This window comes from Thiolinea disciformis DSM 14473, from assembly GCF_000371925.1.
Taxonomy (GTDB): Bacteria; Pseudomonadota; Gammaproteobacteria; order Thiotrichales; family Thiotrichaceae; genus Thiolinea; species Thiolinea disciformis.
On the sequence record NZ_AQVE01000022.1, the window covers coordinates 24,457 to 47,915 of the forward strand.

Genomic DNA, 23,459 nt, shown 5'->3' on the forward strand with positions numbered 1-23,459 from the left:
ATAAGCCTTCAAATAGTAACAGAGAAATATTAAACCATTAGTTAGAGAGGTAAAAATTTTTAAAACCAGCTATAAAGTCCGAGTTTTCATTGGTATCTAAAGAAAAATCATTAAGTTTAAGTGAAAAAGCAGCATGATAATAGGGATCAGAAAACAAAATACTACCCCATTTAGTCAGCATATATCGTATTTCTTGTGCGAAACGTTTAGCTTTCTCAGGTGTGTCATCTGAGCCACGACTTAAGGACTCATGATGATACAGCAAAGCATAGGGAGTCCATAAGTTTCTGTAACCCAACTCTCTGATACGAAGACAGAAATCCACATCATTAAAAGCAACAGTCAAGTTTTCTGCATCTAGCCCATTGACCTGATTATATAACTCAGTTCTTACTAATAGGCAGGCCGCAGTCACTGCTGAAAAGTTCTGTACTAGCTTCAAACGACCAAAATAGCCGGGGTTATCTTTATGGAATAGTCTATGTGTATGCCCAGCAATACCGCCTACCCCCAAGGCTATACCGGCATGTTGAATGCGATTATCGGGATAAAGTAGCTTAGCTCCAACACAACCAATTTCAGGTCTAGAGACATGCATGACCATCTCATCAAGCCAATCAGGGCTTATAACCTCTACATCATTATTAAGAAGCCCTAGAATAGAGCCTTTTGCTTGTACTGCCGCAAAATTATTAATAGCCGAGTAGTTAAAAGGATGAGGGTAAGTTAGTACTCTAACTTTTGAATCCTTAGCAATTTCTTCAAAATACCTTTTAGTTATAAGCTCTTGGCTCTGATTATCCACCACGATTATTTCGTAGTTTTTATAGTCTGTTTTTTCTAAGATACTGGTCAAACACGTTTCTAAAACACCCACTTGATCGCGGGTTGGGATAATCAAAGAAACTAAGGGCCGTTTATGCTTATACTTCACTCGATAAGTATTGGGTAATTCAGCCTTTTCAGCCTCAGCATCTAACTGAGCAATGCTCAAGTAATTTGATAAAGCCTTTAAACCCGCATCCCAAGTATAACTTTTAGCCGAGCTTTGTTTCGCTGTGGAGCCTTCCAAAGTACGCCAGTGATATAACACATAAGGCAGATGCACGATAGACTTTTCTAATTCATTTTCTAAAGCAGCCACACAGCGTAAACATAGATCATAATCTTGCGCACCTTCTACACCTACTCTAAATCCACCAACTTTCATAACCAATTGGCGATCATAAACGCCTAAATGAGAAATATAGTTATTAGAATAAAATAAATCTGGACTCCAATCTGGCTTAAAATGAGGCTCAAAGCGATTACCATATTCATCTATTTTATCCTCATCGCTATAAATGATTTTAGCCTGAGGATTTCTTTGTATTGCGTCAGCCACCAGCCAGAATGCATTCTCAGCTAACTCATCGTCTTGATCTAATAAAACGACATAATCACCAGAAGCCATTGCCAAAGCACTATTCGAGGCCGCTGCAATATGTCCATTAGCTTCACGGAATGTAACTTTAATTCTAGCATCAGACTTGCTTTCCTCTTCTAACCATTGTCGCAAGCTCGGATCTTGACTACCATCCTCTGCTATACAAATCTCATAATAAGGATAATTTTGATCTGATACTGACTTTAAAGCTCTTGCTAGCAAGCTTAAATTAGGGCGATATACGGGTATAATGACAGAAAATACAGTGATAGGAATTTTATGAGCAGATACTAGAGCCTTTTCAATTAAGATCGGCTCTACTATTTTTATCCAAGATGAATAATTATTATTTTTTGGCAAGCAAGCCTTTAAATAATTTTGATATAACTGAGACGGCGTTAATAATTTTTCTTCAATGGAGTTTGAGTCATGTAGTTTATTTAAAAACCGCTCCATCCGCGATAAAGCAAAATTTGTTGAAACAGGCTTTAATAGAATTTTTTTAATACGAAATTGACAGGCTTCTTCCAAAGGATCCAATCTGATCTGACAGTGTTTAGGAAGCCAAATAATGCGACGTAAGGTTTTACTAGGGGTATATTGAAAAACAATACTTAAATCTTCGTGATAGCCATTACCATCATCATAATAAAGCTTAAGCAATTGAGGGGAATTAGCAGAGTTCTCTAAAACACTTAGCTCAAGATCTAGCAGATACCAGCCTGCCGCAAACGGCTTATTAAATACAAAAGCAGGATCTTCTGTTAGACTCCGCCAAATGAAATCACTCTCTTGAGGTAGAGCTACTACATTCGCTAAAGGTTTAAGGCTATGTGCTTTGCTGAAAAAAGCTGGTATTAACCGAAAATCGTTTTTAACTTTATCAATCCAGCGCTGCTGGTAGTACTTCATCATTCTTTATAGTCTATCCTAGATGTAACGACTACCACGTTATCTCAGCATTGGGGTCTATGCCTACAGTAGAACCTGCGCCGGCTGATACTCCACTTTTTGGCACTAAGGTATTCAGATTAGCCACCCAAGTTGCTATCTGCTTTGAGCTTTGCCGAAGCCTATACCACTGCTCAAACTGCCCTAATTGTTGATGCTCTATAGCCAACTTTAAAAACTGTCCTTGGTTCATCTGTACAATAGCCCATTCCACATGATTGATTTTGGTTAATACAATCTGTGAGGATGTTGCTCGTTGTTGGCTACTGCCAGATGCTTGCATCTCTCGCCATAGCTGATTTTCCTTAAGTAGGTAAGTAATTTGGCTGGCAGGACTGACTAGCTCCAAACGATCCAATTGAGATGACTCATTATTGAGCACAACATGTTGCTGCACATCACGTTGTAGCCTCGTAAAAGCCGCTTGTAACTGTGTTAAAGACTGATTTTCACGATCAACAACATTCTTGCTAGATGAAAGTGCCTGCAAGCTTGTAAAAGCTATGGCTGATAAGATACTAAAAATAAATAACGCTATTAATAGCTCAACTAAGGCAAACCCTTGTTTCATTGTCATATAGTCTAACATAAAAAAAGCCAACCAAAAGGCTGGCTTTTAATGAAAACACAAATATTAACGAGGCTTAATGTTCTCGATCATTTGAGCGAAGTTCTTACTAGCATCCCCAAAATTACGATTCCATAAAGAGAAACCGATTGTTGGAACAGCATTGCCAAATTGATAATTAATCCAACCAAAGGTTTGATCTACACCTGAAGTGTTAACATTCACCGAGCCTGTTGGGTTGGTAACACCGGAACCGAAAGTGAATACATTCGTTTCAGAGCACATACTAGTTGGCGTTGTAGTGGCACCACCAGAAGGAGTTACATTGTTAACTGTTGCACGGTCTTCTTCACGATCCCAGATAACTGCACTATAAGCTACACAACCGCTCGCATTAAAGACTCCACCTAATAGAGGATTTGGTACTATTGTTCCGAGTAATGCTGGACTTACCGCTGTACGTTCACCACCACTTAAAACCGAATCAACGTTGTCCCAAGTATTAGCATCTAGACCTGATGCAACATAAACTAATTGGCCTACACCATTAGTAGCTGTATAAGGGGCACCAAAGTAAGTGTTAGTATCGGTACCAACCAATACAGGCTCAGCATCCCGGTGAGTATACTTAGTCGGTAAAGTAATGACAATCTCAGAGTTGACCCCATTAGCTGGATTCGTTGACCATTCATTAACAACACGAGCACTAGCAAATGCCTGCTCTAATGCCAAGAAGGCCCTAACACGCTCTCCTGGTAATAATGTTGGTGCTACCGGTGGCACGTCCGCAACTAAATCCGCTCCACCAACCGCAAGCTCTGGGTTAGGATTAGGAAGGAGCGGAATACCACCTACGTTTAATAAGTTAGGATAGAGCCAATGTGCTTGAGTTTGAGAACAAATTAAGTTCCCATTGGTTCCACCACAGGGATTGATAACGGACGCTGGTAACAAGTCATTAGCTGTAAAGTTTTTAACTACCGTTAAGCGACTTGCATCAGCAAAACCACCTGCAGCATTTAACAAACCAAAATGCCCTGCCAAAAAGTTGCCCGTGCCAGTAACGCCAAGAAGACCAGCAGCAGTATTAAGACGTTGAGGAACAGTCAGTGAGGTATCTGGAACAGCATTATTAGCTAAATTCGGGAATGAATAACGTGCTACAGCAGCCGATAAGTTTTGAGTATCAACCAAGCTTTGATCACCAAATGCTCTAACTACATTATCACAATTAGCCGGTTCGTTATTAGCGTGTTTAGCGCCTGTTACAACTTCATAGGCTCTTTGCAAAACGGGATTATTTCTTGCCGCAAGACCAGCACGATTCCAGTCATTGATAACAGTCGGATTATGTAACACACCCATAACGATGGCTTCTATATGACCTGTATGCTTATTAGCATTGAGTGCTGATAGAATCGCATTGTTGCCGTTATTAGGGAAATTAATTACCCCATTGCGACCTGTTTTTGGAGCAGTACAAGTACTATCTGTGCTCACCCAGCGTGGCAAACCATTCGCACCATTACCATCTACATAGCCTGTGAAGATATCACCTGGTGACATGGCAACGGTAAAGTCCAATGCATCACGTGAGTGCATATAGTCACGGAAACGCACGCGGACTAAAACAGTATGATTCTCGCTAATATTCTGCATGTGCAGCAATGTTTGATTGCCGTTTTGAGTCGTATAATAAGGGAACAATAATAGGTCACCAGTACCCGTAGTACTGATAGACGGTGTTTGTGCTTGCACGCTTGCAGCACCTAGGGCAAAAGCAGCAGCAGCAACAGCCTGAGCTACCAGTTTCTTAGACATCATCTTCATTTCTTTTACTCCTAAAAATAAAGTAAGTATTTTACTCATGCGTTGATACTGAAATCATTGCTACAACCTGATCTAGAATCATAGACCTGTCAGCAAATATGCTATTGAATTGTTTAAGATTAAGTTAGCAACATACAAAAACAGTATAAATATTTTCACTTAAGTCTATTAAATTTAGCCAAGAATTGACTTACCATGATAATCAATTTTTGGCTCCAAGAGCAACATTTTTATTATGCCACCACTCACCCTTCTCATAATACCACTCTTCTGAATAAGGGTTGGTACTTTCTATTACCTGCCCACCCCAAGGGGCTTCATAAGAAAAAGCCAACTCGAAATCAATTAGCGCTTTATCCTCACGTATTAGTTTAACTTTTTTTAAAGTAGCGCTTTTCCATATCAATGTAGCAGCAAAACTTTTTATGTAAGTAGGCTCATCTATTTGAGCACGATAAGACGGAGTCTCTAACTGGTAAGCTGCTTTAAAATCATGCTTAATTAAAAAATCCCAGTACTGATTAAACCTCAACTGCAAGTGAGAGGCTAAGTCTTGAGACATAGGAAACACGGCAGCGCTTTCTTTAGTTATTATATCAACTTTATTAGAGCTGTGGCTTGACTCTGCATTAACACTGCCACCTGACATAGTCAGCATAAAAATTAATGTCAAGAAAAGGATGCAATATTTAGTGATTAAATTATCAGTATAAGACATATCAAACTTTCATATTAGCGAAAAACTTATCCGAAATGCTCTAGCGTTATGATGCTAACAGACTACCTATTTACCACTACTGTAGCTAGATTACAACAAAAACCTACCGAGCAGCAATAAGTTCCTCAACTTTTCTTAAAACAGCCCTAGCGCGCGGCAAAAAGGAATGTTGAGACATAACTGACAAAGCGTTTTGCCATTGTTGTTGCCGCTCTAATGGGGTGCAATACATGCCCTTGCCGATAGCTTGCTGAAATGACTCCACATTATCGTAGGACACCAACATCTGCTCTAAATGCGCGGGCCAATGCTTAAGCTTGTCACTAATTAAGTAGCTACACGTTGCTAGCACATCAAATACACGATTAGAAACAAAGCCTTGTGAAGCCATATCTTGCCAGTGATCATTTAGCACAATAAGCGATTGTCTATAACACTCGCCAAGCTCTTGATTCGGCAAGTATTGTTGCTTTATAAGAGCCTTAGGCAAATATTGCTCCCATAAAGTCCCATATACACTTGTTAGGTACCCTAGCTCATAAGCAAGCCTCACGCTTTCACGATAAACGTTCCGCGAGTTCCCAACAAAGGTTATCTCTTGTTTAGGCAGTAAGGTATAGACAGGATAGAAAATATCGGGATCAGTACATTGCAGAAGACAGCTAGCTGACTTCAAGTTGAAAGGCTCTTGCTGTAGACAGTGCGCATAATACTCAGATGCGATAAAAACATGATCATAGGCGCGCATCTCGTCTACCGTCACTAACTCAGGATGACTTATTAACCACATTAAATTCAAGCCAGTAGTGTTAAGCGGCACCGGCTGTAAGCCTCTTAACACCAAATTAACCTGAGAAGTTTTGGAGTTAGGATCAATAACTGACTCCCCAGCGTTTATCCAATCTTGCAAATACTCAATTTTATAGTGATGCCCCAAAACCGTTAGAGCCTGCCCAAACGCCTCCGCATAGTAATAATCACCCCAGGTTTTCCGCTCATGTATTGAGGGGCAGGCAATCTTGATAACAAAGTAATAAGACGGCTTAACTGGCACAGGATCATCATCAAACGATGGCCTTTCCTTCATCACACAAAAAGACTGTTGTAGTAAAGACGGTAAATAGGCTTGGATGTACAGACCTTGCTTACCGAGCCAAGCTCGACTTAGCTCTTCGAGATGGGAAAAGTCATATTGCACAACAAAAGCTTGCTTCTTTTTTTCCCCATAATACAAAGGATGAGACCGCTCATCACTATATAATATAATTTGAGACTCCGGAATACAGTGGCAAGTAACCCCAGTTGCCAAAGACAATCCAAACTCAAAAAACTCTAAGTGCTCTAAATAAACAGGATTGAAGCTTACATCACTTAATAATTCACTATACGCGAAACCAATACACCCATCACCCAAATTCGCTATAGGAAAACTGGATTGTACTATAGGATGATCTCGTGCAAAACCTTGTAAAGCCGGAGCAAGTCTAACAGCATCAGATACTTCATCTATAGCATCGACGATAAGGCCCGCGTGTTCAATTCTGCCATTAGGATTTAAAAATAATGGCTGAACTATAATATTATTCTGCTGCTTTAACGCCCTCATTAAAGGAACAAGCCAATCTTTTGGGACTAAGGTTGTGGGCTTTAGGAAAAAAACATAATTGGACTGAATAGTTTTAAGAGCAAAATTATAAGCCAACGAGAAGTTACTTAGGAAAGCTTCACTAAGTATCGTGACATTTTCCCAAGTTAGTGCCAGTAAGTGGCAAAAGTTAATGATAGCCTGACTGCTATTATCATGTACTAAAATGATCTGATAAGGCCTAGCCTTCTCATGATAGCTTAATAATAAGTGAATACACTCCTGAATTATCTCAAGAGACGTATTTAAAAGTGGAACTATGACTATAGTCTCATAATGATTTTTTTTCTCTCGATCTTTATCAAGATTTACATTGTATTTATTTAAAATAAAATAAAACCATTGAGAACTTTGCGAATAGGTTATACGGCTTACTTGCCTCCTATCATCGTAGATAGCCCCTATAATAGGGATAGCTTTAATATGCTCAGCAAAATTGGCACAGCGAATGATAAAATCCCAATCTACCATTCTAGGCAAAGCCACATCAAAATTACCGCTTTGCTCAAGCAAATTTCGACTATGGATAAAAATATTGAGATCGATATAGTTCCTTATTTTCAACTGTTGAAAATCAAAGGGAGCAAAACGATAAAAAGTACCTTCATCCCGTATCAACTCTATACCTGCATATAAAAAATCCGCTTTTTCTGTAATAGCGTAAGTCAACATGACTTCTAGAAAACTGCTTTTCCAAACATTATCTGTATCTAAATAAGCTAGATAATCGCCTAGAGCTTGGGCTAAACCCGTATTACGTGCAGGACTTACGCCTAGGTGCGCTTGTGTTATATAGCGAATTCGTAAATCATCAAATTGATCTTTTAACCATTCTAGTGTGCCATCTGTACTACCATCGTCAACAATAAGAAGCTCCCAATGAGGCCAAGTTTGCTTAATAATACTCTCTACAGCCTGAGCAATTGTATGTTTACGATTATAGGTTGGCATGATAATCGAGACTAAAGGCAATTTATCTAGGGTACTCCAGGTAAAACGCCTAGCTTGTATCCTTTTTAAGGCCAGCTCTTGTTTTAACCAATCAAAAGAGGTACTTACACTATCCTCTGCCAATAAAGATACTTTTTCTGGCTTAAAACTATCTACATATTGATCAGCTAGTTTTTTAGTTAGCTCTAAAGAGCTATTTGTATTGAAATAACTAGGGTTAATAAAGTAATTAAAAATATATCCCCGATCAACACCTATCTTCAAATAGTGAATAAGAGGATTTTTCTCATTACCCGCTTGCATATAGCGAGCAGTATAAAATTTAGCATTAAAAATATAGTGTGGATTGCGCTGCTCTAAAGCACCACAAGATAAATAATGCTTGAGTAAATCAACAGAACCGCCTTCTAAAAGCTTATCCTGATCTTTGTAAAAATGGGAATCGAATAAAAAATGAGGGTTATTCAACGCTTCCCTATTAAGAGAGAGAAAATGCCTTAGAGGCATTAACTCTGATTTATCAAGCAAATAACGTTTCCTATAATAAACAGGATCAAACAAAGGATGCGGGCTTTTATCAAGATACTGTCCTATCTCAAGATAGTGCTGTAAAGCGCTTTTAGATCCATGCTCCTCCTCCTGATACTGCTGCCAATACCACTCACTATCAAAAAGAACATGAGGTTCCAGATTTGATAGCCAACCTAAATGGGTATAGTGCACCAAGGGGTTAGTGTCTTTTAAAGCACTATGGTATTGATCTAAATACCATTTACCATCAAATAAAAAATTGGGCTGCCTTCCCTCACGCCAACCTATTTCTATATAATGAGACAAAGGCTCTTTTCCTGAAAGTGCCACATCTGCATTTTGACTTAAATACCATTCAGTATTAAATAAAGGATGTGGTTGCCTTCCTTTAACCCACCCACTCGTTACATAATCAAATAATGAGTTAGTTACCTCATCAAAGCTAGCTGCATATTGATTTTTGTACCACGTTGTATCGAATAATGCATTAGGATTGCGCCCTTCTGTATCACCAAACAACAGGTAGTGTACAAGAGGATCTGTATCAGCTGCAGCGACATCAGGATTACTTTCCAAGTAAAATTTTCGATCAAATAACTCTGATGCTTTAATAGCCTCATAATAGGCAACTTTATCACCTAAAACCTCTCTTAATTCATGATATTCGTATAAGCTCTCCCCTTCCAGAAATCTAATTTTTCTACTATATTCAATATTTAAATCAGATAATCTCTTTTCAAGAGTTATTACTTGTTCTTTAAGTGCGGAAATCTCGAAATCACTTTTTTCTAATAGATCTAACTCTCTTTTTAATAATTGCTCTTTAATTTGTTTAATTTCAAGATCACTTCTCTCTATAGACTCAAGAAAAACTTGGTTACTTGCTAAATATTTTGTTTGCCACTTCAGCTCTTGATGCAGTGATCTTGCTAATTTATATTTATTACTAGCACTCGTGTGACTAGAGATTTTCTTATAGAATCCAAGAGCATATCTCAATAAAGTTGATTGCTGTCCACTAAGATCATTAACTTCATGATGATGATGACGCATTGAGCTATCTATATAATCGCTTGAGAAAGCACTGAAATCTTGCTCATCAAAACAAGAAGTCCCAATATACTTATTCATTACATCAAGCGAATTTCTTGGGCTTTGAAGAAACTCATCGTAGTTTATAAAAAGAACATTTTTTTTTCTTACTGCTGATAAAGCACTCAAATTATATAAAAGCCATAAATATAATGCCTTATCTAAAAAAATATCATTTCTTTTTACTAAAGACTCAGCAACACTGAGTGGATGCCTGAATATAAAAATATACTTTACATCCAATCCTAATACTTCAAAAATTGGCTGCCAAAACGGTAAAAGAAGGCATAATCGAGGATCTTTTAAACCAAAATAATTCACATTGGCTATTTTTTTATTAAGCAGGGTTTTAGCTTCTAAACGGTAATTCTGCAACTGTCTAGTGATTAACTGACTATCTAACCAAGTAACGGTATGCCAAGTTCGCCCGAGACTTTCCAACATTTTTTGGTTTAATTCTTTTATATCGATATCTTCCCAAAAGCCCTTCACATTATCGGGATGGCTTCCCAGTAAATGATCTCCTAACTCAACACCAAGTACTTTCAAACTGCGCGTAATAAGACTCGTACCACTACGGTGCATTCCTAGTACTACAATTAATTTTTTATTCAAAACAGGTGCACCACTAAATGGCTTAGAAAAATTCCATCGCATATAGAGTTCCTACAACCCCACCGCCTTCGCTGCCACTGCAATCTGATAAACAATCTGTACAATATCTTTGGTAAATTGCATGTCTTTACTATCCAATTGGGGGGATACCATAATTTGATCGCCGGGTTGTACGCGCAACTGACTGCCCATTTCTACTTTGCCATTAGGGCGTACAATAATAAAGTCTTTACGATTAGCTCGATCACTAAAACCACCGGCTTGCGCAATATAATCCAACACGGTCGCATTGCTAGCGTATACCACAGAATGTGGCATTTGGACTTCGCCACTGATGCTCACAACATCACTTTTATTGGGGATGACAATAATGTCACCATCTTCTAAACGAATATTCGCGACTTTACCACGGTCTGAGACAACGACGCGCCCTTCTGGTTGAACTTTGCTGGCACGCTCGACAAACTTCAAGATCAAATTAGCTTCTTGGGCGCGAATGGAGGCTTCACCATCAGAGCTAGCTGGAGCTGTTAAGACCGAACGCTCTAAACGCTGCAAAGATTCCTCCAAGTTCTTTTTCTGGGCTAATGCGACGCTTTTGCGCTTGATATAAATATTGCCAATATCCGCTTCGTTGGGATCAACCGCCACATAATCTAAAACTTCTTGCAAACGACTACTTTTCTGTACTGTGAAATAGGATGTGCCTAAAAAACTGCCTTCTAAGGCAATGTCCATCACATCACTAGGTGCATCTGTGACAAAACGCACCGAGTCGCCATCATATAGGCGAGAACCTAGAAACTGCGAATAAGTAATATAGGAGGCTGATGGCAAGCCCTCACGCGTACCCGCAACAGCCACATGCGTCACGCTACTATTGGGGCGCGCATAACGAACCAGTTGCTCCCCTGTCAAAGCATTATTCAGAAACTCAAAACGGTAACTATTACGTGTATCGCCTTGAACCGTCACCATATTCCCTTGCGGACGTACGACGATGGTATCGCCATCCTGAAAAAGTAAACGCGGCAAACGACCATTATTTACAAAGTCATATAAATCAATAGACGCGACGCGTTGTCCGCCACGGCGTGTCACTAAAACCTGACGGTAGCTACCACGCTGGGGATCAACACCGCCCGCTTGTTGTAAAAACGCTACCACACTATCATCGGGCAAGCCGGTATATTGGCCCGGTCGATTGACTTGACCGGTGACAAACACTAGGACTTGTTTGGGTGTTGCTGATAATAGATTGGCGTAAACATCCACACCATCTTTATAAACTTTGGAAATAGCTGACTTTACTTTGGCTGATAAATTCGCTGCCGTTGTTCCAACAACATTTAATTCCCCTGCATCGGGGATAAAAATATTGCCATTCGCATCAACCGTTAAGGTTTCATTAGCGGTGACTTCGCCCCACATACGCAAGGCAATTCTATCGCCCGTCACAATTTTATAATCGGGATCAAGCGCATCCGCACGACGACTCACATAATTACCCGCAAATAAATTCGCGGCAAAAGGTGGCACACCAGCACCATTCTGCGACTTCGCTGGCAAGACATCATCAAAAGCCTGCACAACATTGGGGGCTCGCACTGAAATATCATTGGCTGTCTTGTCTGCTAGTTCTCCCTCAGCATAGGAATAAGTACTCAAAACAGAGATTAAAAGCGCTATCGATAAATACTGAAGGACTTTTTTCATTTTCATACCCAACCTGCATGATCTCGTATGGCCGCGATAGACAGTGAGCCAATACCCCAAGCTAAGAAACTCAATAATAACACCGTTAATACACCCGTTAATTTATCTGGACGCAATGCTTCATCGGGTAAATTAGGTTGTACAATCACGGTTAAATAACGTTGCTGGCGATTATGTTCAATTTTAGCCTGCTCTAAACTAGCGGCTTTAGCTTGGTATAATTGCTCAGCAAACGCCTGCTGACTTTGTAACTCCGTAAACTTTGATAAATTGGTTGCAGCCTGAGCACTTTTCCCAGTCGTTTGCTTTTTCGTAATACTTTGCTCTTTGGCAATTTGATTTCTCAGCGCATTCACCTTACTTTGCAAATTCTTTACCTTAAGCGCTTCAGGCTGCATAAAGGTATTTAATTGTGCCAATTCCGCTTCTGCTTGTGCCAATTGTGTTTGCAATTGCGAGACCAAGGCTAAACGCGTGGACTCCTCCTGCCCAATACGTTCACCCTCTTGCTTTACAGGGTCTAATACATCTTGCTTTTGTCTAAACTGTGTTATTTTATTTCTTATATCCGTTAAAGCTGTTTCGGCTGCTTTAGCTTCCTTTTCCGCTTGTGCCAAGGAATCATTTCTTAGCCTATTAGACATATGATTAATGAGATTTTCACTTTGACTTAACGCCAATTTGACCAACTCTTGACTGGTCTCCCGATCAAAAGCAACCATACGAATCAGACTAATACCCGATAACTGATCGTGCTCAATCTCAATCATATTTTTCCAATAATCCAGCACATCTTCTTGGCTAGCATTTGGATCAAGCCGCGCATAAGCATCAATCGATGATTTAGAATAAGCACTCTTTAAATCAATAACTTTGCTAATATCTTTTAAGAAATCTCCCGACTGCAAATAGTTTCTAATTACTAAAGCATCGGAAGCGCCACCGCCCATACTCGGCATACCAGTTAACGCCCCTAGCACATCGAGTTTAGGAACATTATTCCCTTGGATAATAAACTGTGCTTCCGCCACATACTGTGGGCTTGCTTTATAATAATAATAGTAATAAGCCAGTGCAGTCGGCACTAAGACCATTAAGATAAAAAGTATTGGAATCTTTCTAAACACCATTAACTACCTAGTTTCTGCTGATAAGCCTTGATAATTTTTAATACCTTCTTCCACATCATCATAGATTGTCAGCATACTATTATGAAGAATAATAATTTTATTCGAATAATCTCGGATGGTTTTCATATCATGCGAAATTAAAATCAAATTAGAGTTTTTGCGCCGCTCTTCAAAAGCCGCTTTGCTTTTACTCCGAAAAACCGGATCACCCACTGCCATCACTTCGTCAATGAGATAAACATCAAAGTCAATCGCAAGGCTCAAACCAAACGCTAATCTGGCACGCATACCATTAGAGTAATTACGGACTGGCTCGTATAAAGACCGACCCAACTCAGCAAAATCACTAACATAATTGGTTACTTTTCTAATATCAGCGCCATAAATGCGACAAATAAACCTTAAGTTTTCTTCACCAGACAAATTACCATTAAATCCCCCACCAAAACCTAATGGCCAAGAAAATCGCCCTAAGCGACGAATAAAGCCGGAGCTTGGCATCTCTGAGCCTGCAATTAAGCGCATGACAGTCGACTTACCTGCGCCATTCAAACCTAAGATGCCAATATTGCTATCATCTGGAAATTTAAAAGAAACCTCATCCAGAATGATTTTCTTGCCTTTCTTTAGAGGGTAAAACTTACTAACTTTTAAAAACTCTAACATACCGCTAGCTCTCTTACTCTCTAATTTTATGGCGTGTTACTTTTTCAGCAGCAAGCCCTATAAAAATAAGAACCAGAGAGAAGATAATAGGGTAATACGGTGTATAAAAGTCACTTCTAAAATCATAAAAAAAACAATCTCTCACCCACTCTACTAAATGAAGAACCGGATTAAACACTAACCATTCGCCAATACCAGCCGGTAGAGTACTGCCAAAGAAAAAAATACCAGAAGTAAAAAACAATACTCGCATAAAAATAGACTGGATATTATCATAGCCATTAAAATAAAGTTTAATCGCACTCCCTATCAGGCCAAATCCCATACCCAGCAAAGAAGAAACCATCAATCCTATAATAACCAAACCAACCGATGCGATTCGCACAGGGTAAATCAAGTAATGGAAAAGCAATAAATAAATAATAGAGACAATAAAAATTGTTGAAAAATCTAAGATAATCCTTGCAATGACAACATCGATGACTTTAACCTGAGGAAAGTCTAATAAAGGTCTATTAGCGTCAATCGCTCCCGCCGCCATGCTCACCCCACGCGAAAATAAAAGCCATGGGATAATACCGGTGAAAAAGAATAAGCGAATATCGATAGGGCTGGCTATGGTTCGGTTTAATACATAAAAAGTACCTATTAAACTAAGTATATAAGCCATTGGCTCAAAAAAAGCCCAAAAATAGCCTAATTTTGAGCGACCAAAACGTGTGCGTGTTTCACGCAAAATAAAAGCATGAATGACACGGCCTTGGAGTCGTAACGCTTGAATAAAATCAGACATCAACGCTTGAGGGGGGCTGTATTAAGCAGTGGCACAGCGCCTACCCATTTGCCATTCACAAAACACGCTGAGCTGATTTGTGTAGCATTTTGGCCTTTTGGGTAGTAATACTGACAAATATTGCCATTCGCAGAGTAATAGCGTTCACCGTTCAACAGCACTTCTCCAGTTTTTGGCGGAGGTGGCCCTACTTTTTGTTGTTCTTCAGGCGTTAAGGCTTGGCGACGCGGTGGGTCAAATTGAAAGCGCGGTTGAAACCGACTAGAGCGCAGTGCCAGATTCTCAGCAGGCTGTTGTTGTAGCTTTTCAAGATACTGCATCATGCCACTACAGCCCGTTAATAAGCTCAAACTGACAGCACAAAGCATCCATTTAATCCACATGAACATGTTTTATAGAAACCTAAGCCAATAACCCCGAAGTGCTTCGTAGCAGAAGACTCAATTTGTAGCATGTTTGCCACGGCGCACAATACAGCGTCTATTCAGGATGTGCAAACATCTGTGCTGATTACGTATCAATTGCCTATTGATTCAGCGTGCGCCCACCATCTACCGCCAATACTTGACCAGTTATATACGGTGCTTGAATTAAATAGCTAATTGCTTGTGCAATATCACTGGGTAAACCCATGCGGCGTAAGGTTATTTTAGCTAATAACGCTGCCTGTTGTTCTACATTAATACCTTGTTCCGGCCATAAAATCGCCCCAGGCGCTACACCGTTCACCCTAATGGCTGGACCAAGCTCTAGGGCTAAGCTTTTGGTCAACATAGCTAAACCTGCCTTAGCAGCACAGTATATAGCATGTTCATACAGCGGGCGCTCTGCATGAATATCCAATAGGTTAATGATACATCCGTGTCGCTCGCGTAAGTAAGGCAGCGCCGCTTGTGCTAAAAATAAGGGAGCTTTTAGATTTGAGCCGGTCAATTCATCCCAATGCGCTTCCGTCAAGGAGGCTAACGGAGTCGGATAAAAACTGGAAGCGTTATTAATCAATATATCCAAGTGACCTGTGTGCTCAATAACTTGGCTAATGAGGCTGGGTAATTGCGATAGTTGCCGTAGATCTGCAGGCAGCACATAACAGGTATTCGCACGCTGGGCATTAAGCTCTGCTTGCAATTGGAAGGCTTCAGCCGCTGAATGATGGTAATGCACCACAACGGTACAACCCTGTGCATGTAGCTCACGTGCAATCACTGCACCAATACGCCGTGCCGCACCTGTAATCAAGGCAACTTTTCCGCTTAAACTGCCCTGCTCCATATCGTTTGTCTCCTTACAGCGTTATCATAACCAACTTTTCAAACTGAACAGCATCATAGCCTACATGCGATTTTCTGACACTATCCCTATCCCGAGCCGTGAAGCACAAACGCATAGCGCACAACTAGTTGAGCGTATTCGCGAGGCGATTATAGCCAATCATGGCCAGATCTCCTTTCGCCAATTTATGCATATGGCGCTCTATGAGCCACAACTTGGCTATTATGTGGCAGGCTTAAACAAATTCGGTGCAAGCGGTGATTTTGTTACAGCGCCTGAAATCTCCGCACTCTTTTCCCAATGCTTAGCGCAACAATGCGCCCAAATCTTAAGCGATTTAGGCGGGGGCAGTATCCTAGAATTGGGCGCTGGCAGCGGACGAATGGCGACTGATTTATTATTGCATTTGCAAAACCAGCAACAATTGCCCGAGCACTACTACATTCTCGAACTGAGTCCGGATTTACGCGCTCGCCAACAAGCCCTGTTAAAAGCGCAATTACCAAACTTTTTTGAACATATTCATTGGCTCGATCACTTGCCGGAGACTCCCCTACAGGGTGTTATCGTAGCGAATGAAGTACTCGATGCCATGCCGGTGGAATTATTTAGTCTGGTGGATGGTGAGCGCGTCACACGCTATGTGCAATGGCAACATGAACAGTTTTGCTTTGATGCCGCACCTAGTAATTATACTTCTGAGTATAATCCGGCGCTTTCTGCTTGGATGGCAAGCTTAGCCGAGTCTCTTGCTGTTGGCGCAATTCTCTTAATCGATTATGGTTATGAGGCTGCCGATTATTACCATCCAGACCGCAATCAAGGCACCTTGATTTGTCACTACCAACACCGTGTGCACGACAATCCACTGATCTACCCCGGTTTACAAGATATAACGGCGAGTGTGGATTTCAGTGCTGTAGCAAAAGCGGGGCTAGAGGCGGGTTTAACCTTAGCAGGTTATACTAATCAGGCTGCTTTTTTAGCCAGTTGCGGTTTAGAAGCGCTATTTATGCAAGCCCTGAATAATGCTCCAGAACAACAATACGCACTGGCACAACAGGTCCGGACTTTATGCCTGCCCTCTGAAATGGGTGAGCGTTTTAAGGTAATGGGCTTCACAAAAGCATTTACCTCGTCGCTCGACGGCTTTAGACTCAGCGACCGCAGGCACTGCTTATAAATTAGCTAAAATAAGGATAAGTATGGACGTGATTTTGCTGCTTAAAGCAGCCATTATGGGCTTGGTAGAAGGTGCTACCGAATTTCTACCCATTTCCAGTACAGGCCACCTCATTCTCGCAGGCGATTTGCTCAACTTTCTCGATCAAGACAAACGTAATGTCTTCAATATCGCGGTGCAATTGGGCGCCATTCTTGCGGTGGTGTGGGAGTATCGGGTGCGTTTTGTGAATACCTTTAAGGGTTTGGGGCGAGATCCCTTGGCGAATCGTTTATTTATTAATATTGCGATTGCATTCTTGCCACTCGCTATCTTAGGCTTAATTTTCGGTAAGATTATTAAACACCACCTATTTTCGCCGATTCCTGTGGCAATTGCCTTTATTGTCGGTGGCTTCATTATTCTTTGGGTAGAAAAGCGCCAGTTCAAAGTCACTGTTCCCACAGTAGATGATATTACTTGGAAAGATGCGCTCAAATTGGGCTTTGCTCAAACCGTGGCTCTCATTCCCGGAATGTCACGTTCTGGCTCCACGATTATCGGTGGCCTAATTTTTGGCTTATCGCGTAAAGCCGCCGCAGAATTTTCATTCTTTTTAGCCGTCCCTACCTTAGGTTTAGCCTCACTGTACGAAATGTATAAAGCACGCGATTTATTCAGTAGCAGCGACATCAGTAGTCTAGCGGTAGGTTTTGTATTCGCCTTTGTTAGCGCCATGTTGGCGATTCGCGCCTTGATTCGCTATGTCAGCAGCCACGATTTTACCATCTTCGCTTGGTATCGTATCGCCTTTGGTTTAGTGGTTATCCTCACCGCCTATACTGGCTTAGTAAATTGGACTAACCCAAGCTAATGACCTAATTGTGCTTGTAAAGCCCTACCGGCTGCGGATAGTGCCTTGATTTGCACTAAAGAAACCGCGCCGCTGGCTGTATCGCGCCGATAACCTTGACGCGCCGTTATAAAACCTGCACGTTCCCAAAAAGCTTGGATTGGTGGCGTTAGTGCATAACTAACGCCCAAATAATCCGTCTCTCGCTTAAGCGCATAAGCTTCTACTGCAATGAGTAGCTGGGCGCCTAACCCCAAGCGCTGCAAACTGGGATGTACAGCTATACGCATAACACGCTCACAACTTAAACAAGCTGCCCCTGCAAGGCCAGCATGAAAGGTCAAGGTTTGTGGGATTAAATGCCCATGCGGACGACGCTTTCCGAGATAAATTTGTTCAGTTAAGTCCGCCTCCAGACTGCCTTCACGTGATAATAAAGCCACAGCCACGACATCCTGATTCTGCATGAGGGCATGGATCGAAATATTAGGCGCATCCAATAATTGGCGTAAATCTGAAGGGCGTGTTTGATAATGGGCATTAATCAGTAAAGCAAAAATCTGACGTAGTAAAGCTTCTTGCTCCACCAGTTCATCACGATTTACACAAAGATAGCTCGGCTTAGCGAAGCCTTGAGCCGCTTCAGACAAATTAACATTGAGCAGCAACGCCTCATTCAACCAAGCCTCTAAAGGATCATGTTCCGCCCAACGCATCGGCTTAACTAATTGCAAGGGCAATATCAATGGCACTAATTCGGCTAATTGCTTTTGAAAGCGTAATACGAAACCGCGACCACTGCCTTCATAGCCTTGTGTGGTAGTAGAAAAAACGCAACGTGGATAATGCGCTGCCATCTTAAGCAATAAAGGCAAAGGAATCGCCGCTGCTTCATCCACCAGCAATACATCGGCCTGAGGCAAGCGCTCTAACAACGCATCCGGAGCAATGAACACCGGACTAAGCTGGCTATGTTTAAACACACTACTAACTGTGGCGCGCGCTGGCGCTGTCAATAAAACGGATTTTCCCGCCTGCTTTAATTGATCGGCTAACAAACCTAAACTTGCCGATTTGCCGCGCCCACGATCCGCCGTTAATACAATCACGCACTGTGCTCGCGCCAAGGCTTGTACCATCTGTGCAAGCACTTGGACCTGAGTAACTCGCGTCGGATGAAAATCCGAGTTTACAGCCTGTAAACCGCGCTCAAGAAAATTCACCAAGCGCTTCAAAAAGCGGCTATGGACTTGCTCAGCACGAAAAGGATAAGGCAGAAATCGTTTAGAATCGGGATCGGGATAATACGGCCAATCACTTAAGGAAGGCGTTAATAAGATCAATAAGCCACCACCACGCACCGTACCACCAATGGCCGCGAAAGCATTCGGCGCAAAACCACTAAAGGCATCAAATACAATTGCCGCAAATTCTTGACCTAATAAGGTGTGCGCCTTGCTAACGGGAATAGCATTAACTTGCTTAGATTCAGTGATCCACACGGTGGTGCTTGGGGGGAAATCTTGAAGGCTAGTGTAAGCGGCTTGAAAGCACTCAGCTTGCGTACCGCTTAGATGAACCAAGCGGCGCGTCAACTGAGCATAAGGACTATCAGACGGCAGAATCGCCCTCCTCACCGGTACGAATACGAATCGCCTGCTCAACAGGCATCACAAAAATCTTGCCGTCGCCAATTTTACCCGTTTGGGCGGCCTTCATCACGGCTTCAATGACATCATTGACCTTTTCATCGTTAATGACGATTTCTAATTTTATTTTTGGCAAGAAATCAACCACATACTCAGCACCACGATACAGCTCGGTATGGCCTTTTTGACGCCCAAAGCCTTTAACTTCGGTTGCAGTCATGCCAGTCACGCCAATTTCCGTTAACGCTTCGCGCACATCATCCAATTTAAAAGGCTTAATAATCGCCTGTACCATTTTCATAACATTCTCCTAGTGTTTCGCGTTTAACGGTAACTGCTTACGCCAAGCCGACGTCATCGGATAACGCCAATCTTTACCAAAAGCACGGCGCGTAATACGCGTTCCGGGCGGCGCTTGGCGGCGTTTGTATTCACTTAATAGTACCAGATTTACCACGCGGCGCACCGTCGCTTCGTCAAATCCTGCTGCAATAATGTCCTCTAAGGCGGCATCTTGCTCCAGAAATTGCTGCAAGATCGCATCCAACATATCGTATTCGGGTAAAGAATCCTGATCGCGCTGCCCCGGGGCAAGTTCAGCAGACGGTGCTCGCTCAATGACACGTTCGGGAATCACTGCCCCCAAACTATTCCGATACCGCGCCAAACGATAAACCAAGGTTTTATAGACATCCTTGAGGGGCGCATAAGCACCTGCCATATCCCCATACAAGGTCGCGTAACCCACAGCGCTTTCACTTTTATTACTGGTCGATAACAGCAATTTGCCAAACTTATTCGACATCGACATCAACAAGGTACCGCGAATCCGAGCTTGCAAATTTTCTTCAGTCACATCGTTTTTGTAGCCTACAAAAGCCGACGCTAAGGTTTCGCTAAAACTTTGGAAAATTGGCTCAATAGGCATTTCACGATAAGTTACTCCCATCGCCGCTGCCTGACGTTTGGCATCCTCTACACTCATCGATGCGGTATAACGGAACGGCATCATGGTGACTTCAACATTCTCTGCGCCCAACGCATCGACTGCGAGCGCTAAAGTCAATGCCGAATCAATACCCCCCGACAAACCTAGCAAAGCACCTTTAAAACCATTTTTAGTGACATAATCTTTCAAACCCAACACGAGCGCTTGATAGACGTGAAACTCTAGTGCTGGATGCTGATAAGTAGCAGGTTTAGAATTTTTCTGCCCCACACTCAACTCACCGATCAATAAGCCCGTTTCAAAGAGAGGCGTGCGTAACGTGCGAATGCCACTGGCATCGACTAGCATAGAATCACCATCGAAAATCAGCTCATCTTGCCCACCTACTAAATTGGCATAAGCAATCGGGCATTGATTCGCTTTCGATTGACGCACCAAAAGACGCTCACGCTCTTCTAGTTTATCAAGGCGATACGGCGAGGCATTCAGCACCAAAACGATTTGCGCGCCTGCTGCCACACTTTGTGCCATCGGTTCATCGCGCCATAAATCTTCACAAATAATAATGCCGGTTTTAACACCGTTAATATCCACCACTAAGGGCTGATCACCCGCAATAAACCAGCGCTTCTCATCAAATACACGATAATTTGGCAAAGCTTGTTTGTAATACTCACCCAATACCTGTCCATCACGAATCACGCGTGCAGCATTACGGATGCCCGCTTGACTTTGCAAAGGCAAACCTATCACCGCTGTCAAACCCTGCAAACTTTGCGTCTGCACTTTAACCGTTTCAAAGGCTTGCTCAAGCTGCACCAAAAAATCAGCACGGTACACTAAATCTTCAGGTGGATAAGACGACAAGGTGAACTCGGGGAACAAAATAACATCAGCTTGTTGCTGATGCGCCTCACTTAAAGCTTTCAATACTTGCTGGGTGTTGCCTGCAATATCGCCAACACATAAATTTAATTGCGCTAATGCGATGCGAAGGCTTGGATTTTGCTTTTGCACGGTTGTTTAGAATTGTAAAATCAGGGACTAGGACTATACCTGAAAATTGTGAGAGACAGCCATGCCCCGTATTCTTTTTATTCTTGTTCTGCTAGCAGTAGGTTATCTCTTGCTAAGATCATGGCAGCGCAAAAAAAATTTATATCAAATCAAGGTTTCGGGTCGACTTAAAAAAACCACGCGGATTGTGCGCTGTGCACAGTGCGGGCTGCATGTACCCGAAGCAGAAGCTGTTCAGTACGGGGGTAAAAGCTTTTGCAGTCTGGAGCACGCGCAGCAAGCGCAATATACAGTGAGTCCGATGCCAAACAAGGGTTCATAGCACCCTTTTTTCTGCATGAAAATCCTTGGAATCTACTCAGACTCTACCACGTCTATCGTTTAGCGCTCGCGGGCGTCTTAATTCTCACCATGGTTGGTGGCAACCGCTTTGCGCAAATTGGCGCTTATCATAGCAATCTCTTTGATTGGCTTGTGGCTAGTTATTTGATGATTGCGATTATTAGTAATCTCAGCTCTTACTTTGAATGGCCTGATTTACCCATTCAGGGCATTGGCTTTGCGATCTTAGATATTTTTGTGCTGTTCGGTATTTTGTATACCAGTGGTGGCGTCAGTGTCGGACTGGGCGTGTTACTGGTTATCCCAGTGCTGATTCCTTATATTTGCGCGCCTAGCCAAGTCTCGATCGTTTTAGCCGCCTTAACGGGAATTGGTCTAATTAGCCTTGAAATTTGGCTCAGTACTAAAACACCACACAGTAGCCATGTGAATAGCTTGACTCAAAGTGGCGTGTTAGCACTTTTTATTTTATTAGCCAGTTGGCTAGGTGATCGCTGGATTCGTAAAGCAGATGCCATGGCAGAATTAGCCAAACGCCGTGGAATTGATCTAGCCAATCTTTCTCAGCTCAATCAATCCATTTTAGATCGGTTGGAGTCTGGCTTGGTCGTAGTCGAAACCTCAGGCGCGATTCGCCATATGAATGCTACGGCATGGCATTTATTAGGCAATCCGGGCAATTGGCGCAGCAAACCTCTAAAAGTATTTGCCCCCGAACTCGATACGCACTACCAACATTGGATTAGCACGATCAGCCCACGCACTGCGAGCTTCGATATTCGCCACCAACAAGCCACTGAATTACGTGTGCGCTTCACTCAACTGGGTACGCAAACCAAGAAAAATACCCTCATCAATCTCGAAGATACCAGTGAACAACGTGAGAAAGTCCAAGGCGTCAAACTGGCTTCACTCGGGCAATTGACGGCGAGTATTGCACACGAAATTCGCAATCCGCTGGGCGCGATTAGTCACGCGGCGCAATTAATGAGCGAATCCCAGAATCTTGATAAAGCTGATATGCGTTTGCTGCAAATTATACAAACCAACGCTAAGCGTATGAATTTGACTATTGAAAGCGTATTAAACCTCTCGCGCAAGAAAAATCCAAAGCGCGAACGCTTGCCATTGAAAGGCTGGTTAAATAGCTTTTTGCGCGATTTTATGTTGCAGCATAATTTGAAAGAAAAACAGGTGTCATTATTCATCGAACCCGCTGATATTATGATTGAATTTGACCCTGCGCACTTGCATCAAGTGATGTGGAATCTATGCCGAAATGCGGTGAAATATGCGCATGACAATCCCAGCAAGCTGCAATTAGATTTACAAGGTGGAATGCCTTCGCATAGTCGCGATGTGTTTTTGAATGTCATTGATAATGGGCGCGGGATCGCTGAGGAATCGCGTCAACGTCTATTTGAGCCGTTTTTTACCACCAGTACCCAAGGAACGGGGCTTGGTTTATTTATGGCACGCGAATTGTGTTTAAGTAATGGCGCATCCTTGGATTATATTGCCCTACCCACTGGTGGTAGTTGTTTTCGCATGGTATTTTCTCGCGCTCCGCACTAAAGAATTGA

The 23,459-nt window shown here is 42.1% G+C and carries 18 protein-coding genes; 4 read left to right on the forward strand and 14 right to left on the reverse strand.

Annotation, left to right across the window (positions count from 1 at the left end; translation table 11 throughout):
* Window positions 1-37: 37 nt before the first annotated feature.
* From A3IE_RS0114925 to A3IE_RS0114975, 11 genes are all read right to left on the reverse strand, one after another.
* The gene (locus tag A3IE_RS0114925) at window positions 38-2,341 is read right to left on the reverse strand and encodes a glycosyltransferase family 2 protein (RefSeq protein ID WP_020396429.1); all 2,304 of its coding nucleotides are present in this window, start codon (window positions 2,339-2,341) and stop codon (window positions 38-40) included.
* A gap of 28 nt (window positions 2,342-2,369) precedes the next feature.
* Complete coding sequence (locus tag A3IE_RS22200) at window positions 2,370-2,966, reverse strand: PulJ/GspJ family protein (RefSeq protein ID WP_020396430.1); 597 nt, start codon at window positions 2,964-2,966, stop codon at window positions 2,370-2,372.
* 45 nt (window positions 2,967-3,011) lie between these two features.
* Window positions 3,012-4,814, reverse strand: a complete 1,803-nt coding sequence (locus A3IE_RS0114935) for a hypothetical protein (RefSeq protein ID WP_157832886.1) — start codon at window positions 4,812-4,814, stop codon at window positions 3,012-3,014.
* 163 nt (window positions 4,815-4,977) lie between these two features.
* Window positions 4,978-5,493 (reverse strand): hypothetical protein, encoded by a 516-nt coding sequence (locus A3IE_RS0114940; RefSeq protein WP_020396432.1) that lies wholly within the window; start codon window positions 5,491-5,493, stop codon window positions 4,978-4,980.
* Window positions 5,494-5,596: 103 nt separating this feature from the next.
* Entirely contained in the window at window positions 5,597-10,369 is a 4,773-nt protein-coding gene (locus A3IE_RS0114945; RefSeq protein WP_020396433.1) for a glycosyltransferase, read from the reverse strand.
* Window positions 10,370-10,378: 9 nt separating this feature from the next.
* Window positions 10,379-12,049, reverse strand: coding sequence for a polysaccharide biosynthesis/export family protein (locus A3IE_RS0114950; protein WP_020396434.1), 1,671 nt, complete (start codon window positions 12,047-12,049; stop codon window positions 10,379-10,381).
* Window positions 12,046-13,173, reverse strand: coding sequence for a KpsE/RkpR family capsule polysaccharide export protein (locus A3IE_RS0114955; protein ID WP_157832887.1), 1,128 nt, complete (start codon window positions 13,171-13,173; stop codon window positions 12,046-12,048). Before A3IE_RS0114955 ends, A3IE_RS0114950 begins: the two co-directional genes overlap by 4 nt.
* A 3-nt stretch (window positions 13,174-13,176) precedes the next feature.
* Window positions 13,177-13,839 carry an ABC transporter ATP-binding protein gene (locus A3IE_RS0114960; RefSeq protein ID WP_020396436.1) on the reverse strand — a complete coding sequence of 221 codons (663 nt, stop codon included), beginning with the start codon at window positions 13,837-13,839 and terminating at the stop codon, window positions 13,177-13,179.
* A 13-nt stretch (window positions 13,840-13,852) separates the two neighbouring features.
* The gene (locus tag A3IE_RS0114965) at window positions 13,853-14,632 is read right to left on the reverse strand and encodes an ABC transporter permease (RefSeq protein ID WP_020396437.1); all 780 of its coding nucleotides are present in this window, start codon (window positions 14,630-14,632) and stop codon (window positions 13,853-13,855) included.
* Entirely contained in the window at window positions 14,632-15,021 is a 390-nt protein-coding gene (locus A3IE_RS0114970) for a hypothetical protein (RefSeq protein WP_020396438.1), read from the reverse strand. The genes A3IE_RS0114965 and A3IE_RS0114970 overlap by 1 nt, the downstream gene beginning before the upstream one ends.
* A 136-nt stretch (window positions 15,022-15,157) precedes the next feature.
* Entirely contained in the window at window positions 15,158-15,904 is a 747-nt protein-coding gene (locus A3IE_RS0114975; protein WP_020396439.1) for a pteridine reductase, read from the reverse strand.
* 64 nt (window positions 15,905-15,968) lie between these two features.
* Between A3IE_RS0114975 and A3IE_RS0114980 the strand changes: the two genes are divergently transcribed.
* Entirely contained in the window at window positions 15,969-17,087 is a 1,119-nt protein-coding gene (locus A3IE_RS0114980) for a class I SAM-dependent methyltransferase (protein WP_020396440.1), read from the forward strand.
* A 22-nt stretch (window positions 17,088-17,109) separates the two neighbouring features.
* The gene (locus A3IE_RS0114985; RefSeq protein WP_020396441.1) at window positions 17,110-17,940 is read left to right on the forward strand and encodes an undecaprenyl-diphosphate phosphatase; all 831 of its coding nucleotides are present in this window, start codon (window positions 17,110-17,112) and stop codon (window positions 17,938-17,940) included.
* Here A3IE_RS0114985 and A3IE_RS0114990 read toward each other — a convergent pair.
* From A3IE_RS0114990 to A3IE_RS0115000, 3 genes are read right to left on the reverse strand one after another with little or no spacing between them, the layout of a single operon-like run.
* On the reverse strand, window positions 17,937-19,583 hold the full coding sequence (locus A3IE_RS0114990) for a tRNA(Met) cytidine acetyltransferase TmcA (protein WP_110721515.1): 1,647 nt from the start codon (window positions 19,581-19,583) through the stop codon (window positions 17,937-17,939). The two genes, A3IE_RS0114985 and A3IE_RS0114990, sit on opposite strands and share 4 nt — an antisense overlap.
* Entirely contained in the window at window positions 19,531-19,869 is a 339-nt protein-coding gene (locus A3IE_RS0114995; RefSeq protein ID WP_020396443.1) for a P-II family nitrogen regulator, read from the reverse strand. Before A3IE_RS0114995 ends, A3IE_RS0114990 begins: the two co-directional genes overlap by 53 nt.
* Before the next feature lie 9 nt (window positions 19,870-19,878).
* Complete coding sequence (locus A3IE_RS0115000; protein ID WP_020396444.1) at window positions 19,879-21,534, reverse strand: NAD+ synthase; 1,656 nt, start codon at window positions 21,532-21,534, stop codon at window positions 19,879-19,881.
* 61 nt (window positions 21,535-21,595) lie between these two features.
* Here A3IE_RS0115000 and A3IE_RS23445 point away from each other — a divergent pair, with 61 nt between their 5' ends.
* Together A3IE_RS23445 and A3IE_RS0115005 are read left to right on the forward strand one after the other, a co-directional pair.
* Window positions 21,596-21,856: a PP0621 family protein gene (locus tag A3IE_RS23445; protein WP_425425142.1), complete on the forward strand. Its 261-nt coding sequence runs from the start codon at window positions 21,596-21,598 to the stop codon at window positions 21,854-21,856.
* Window positions 21,790-23,451, forward strand: coding sequence for a sensor histidine kinase (locus tag A3IE_RS0115005; protein WP_020396445.1), 1,662 nt, complete (start codon window positions 21,790-21,792; stop codon window positions 23,449-23,451). Before A3IE_RS23445 ends, A3IE_RS0115005 begins: the two co-directional genes overlap by 67 nt.
* The last annotated feature ends 8 nt before the right edge of the window (window positions 23,452-23,459 follow it).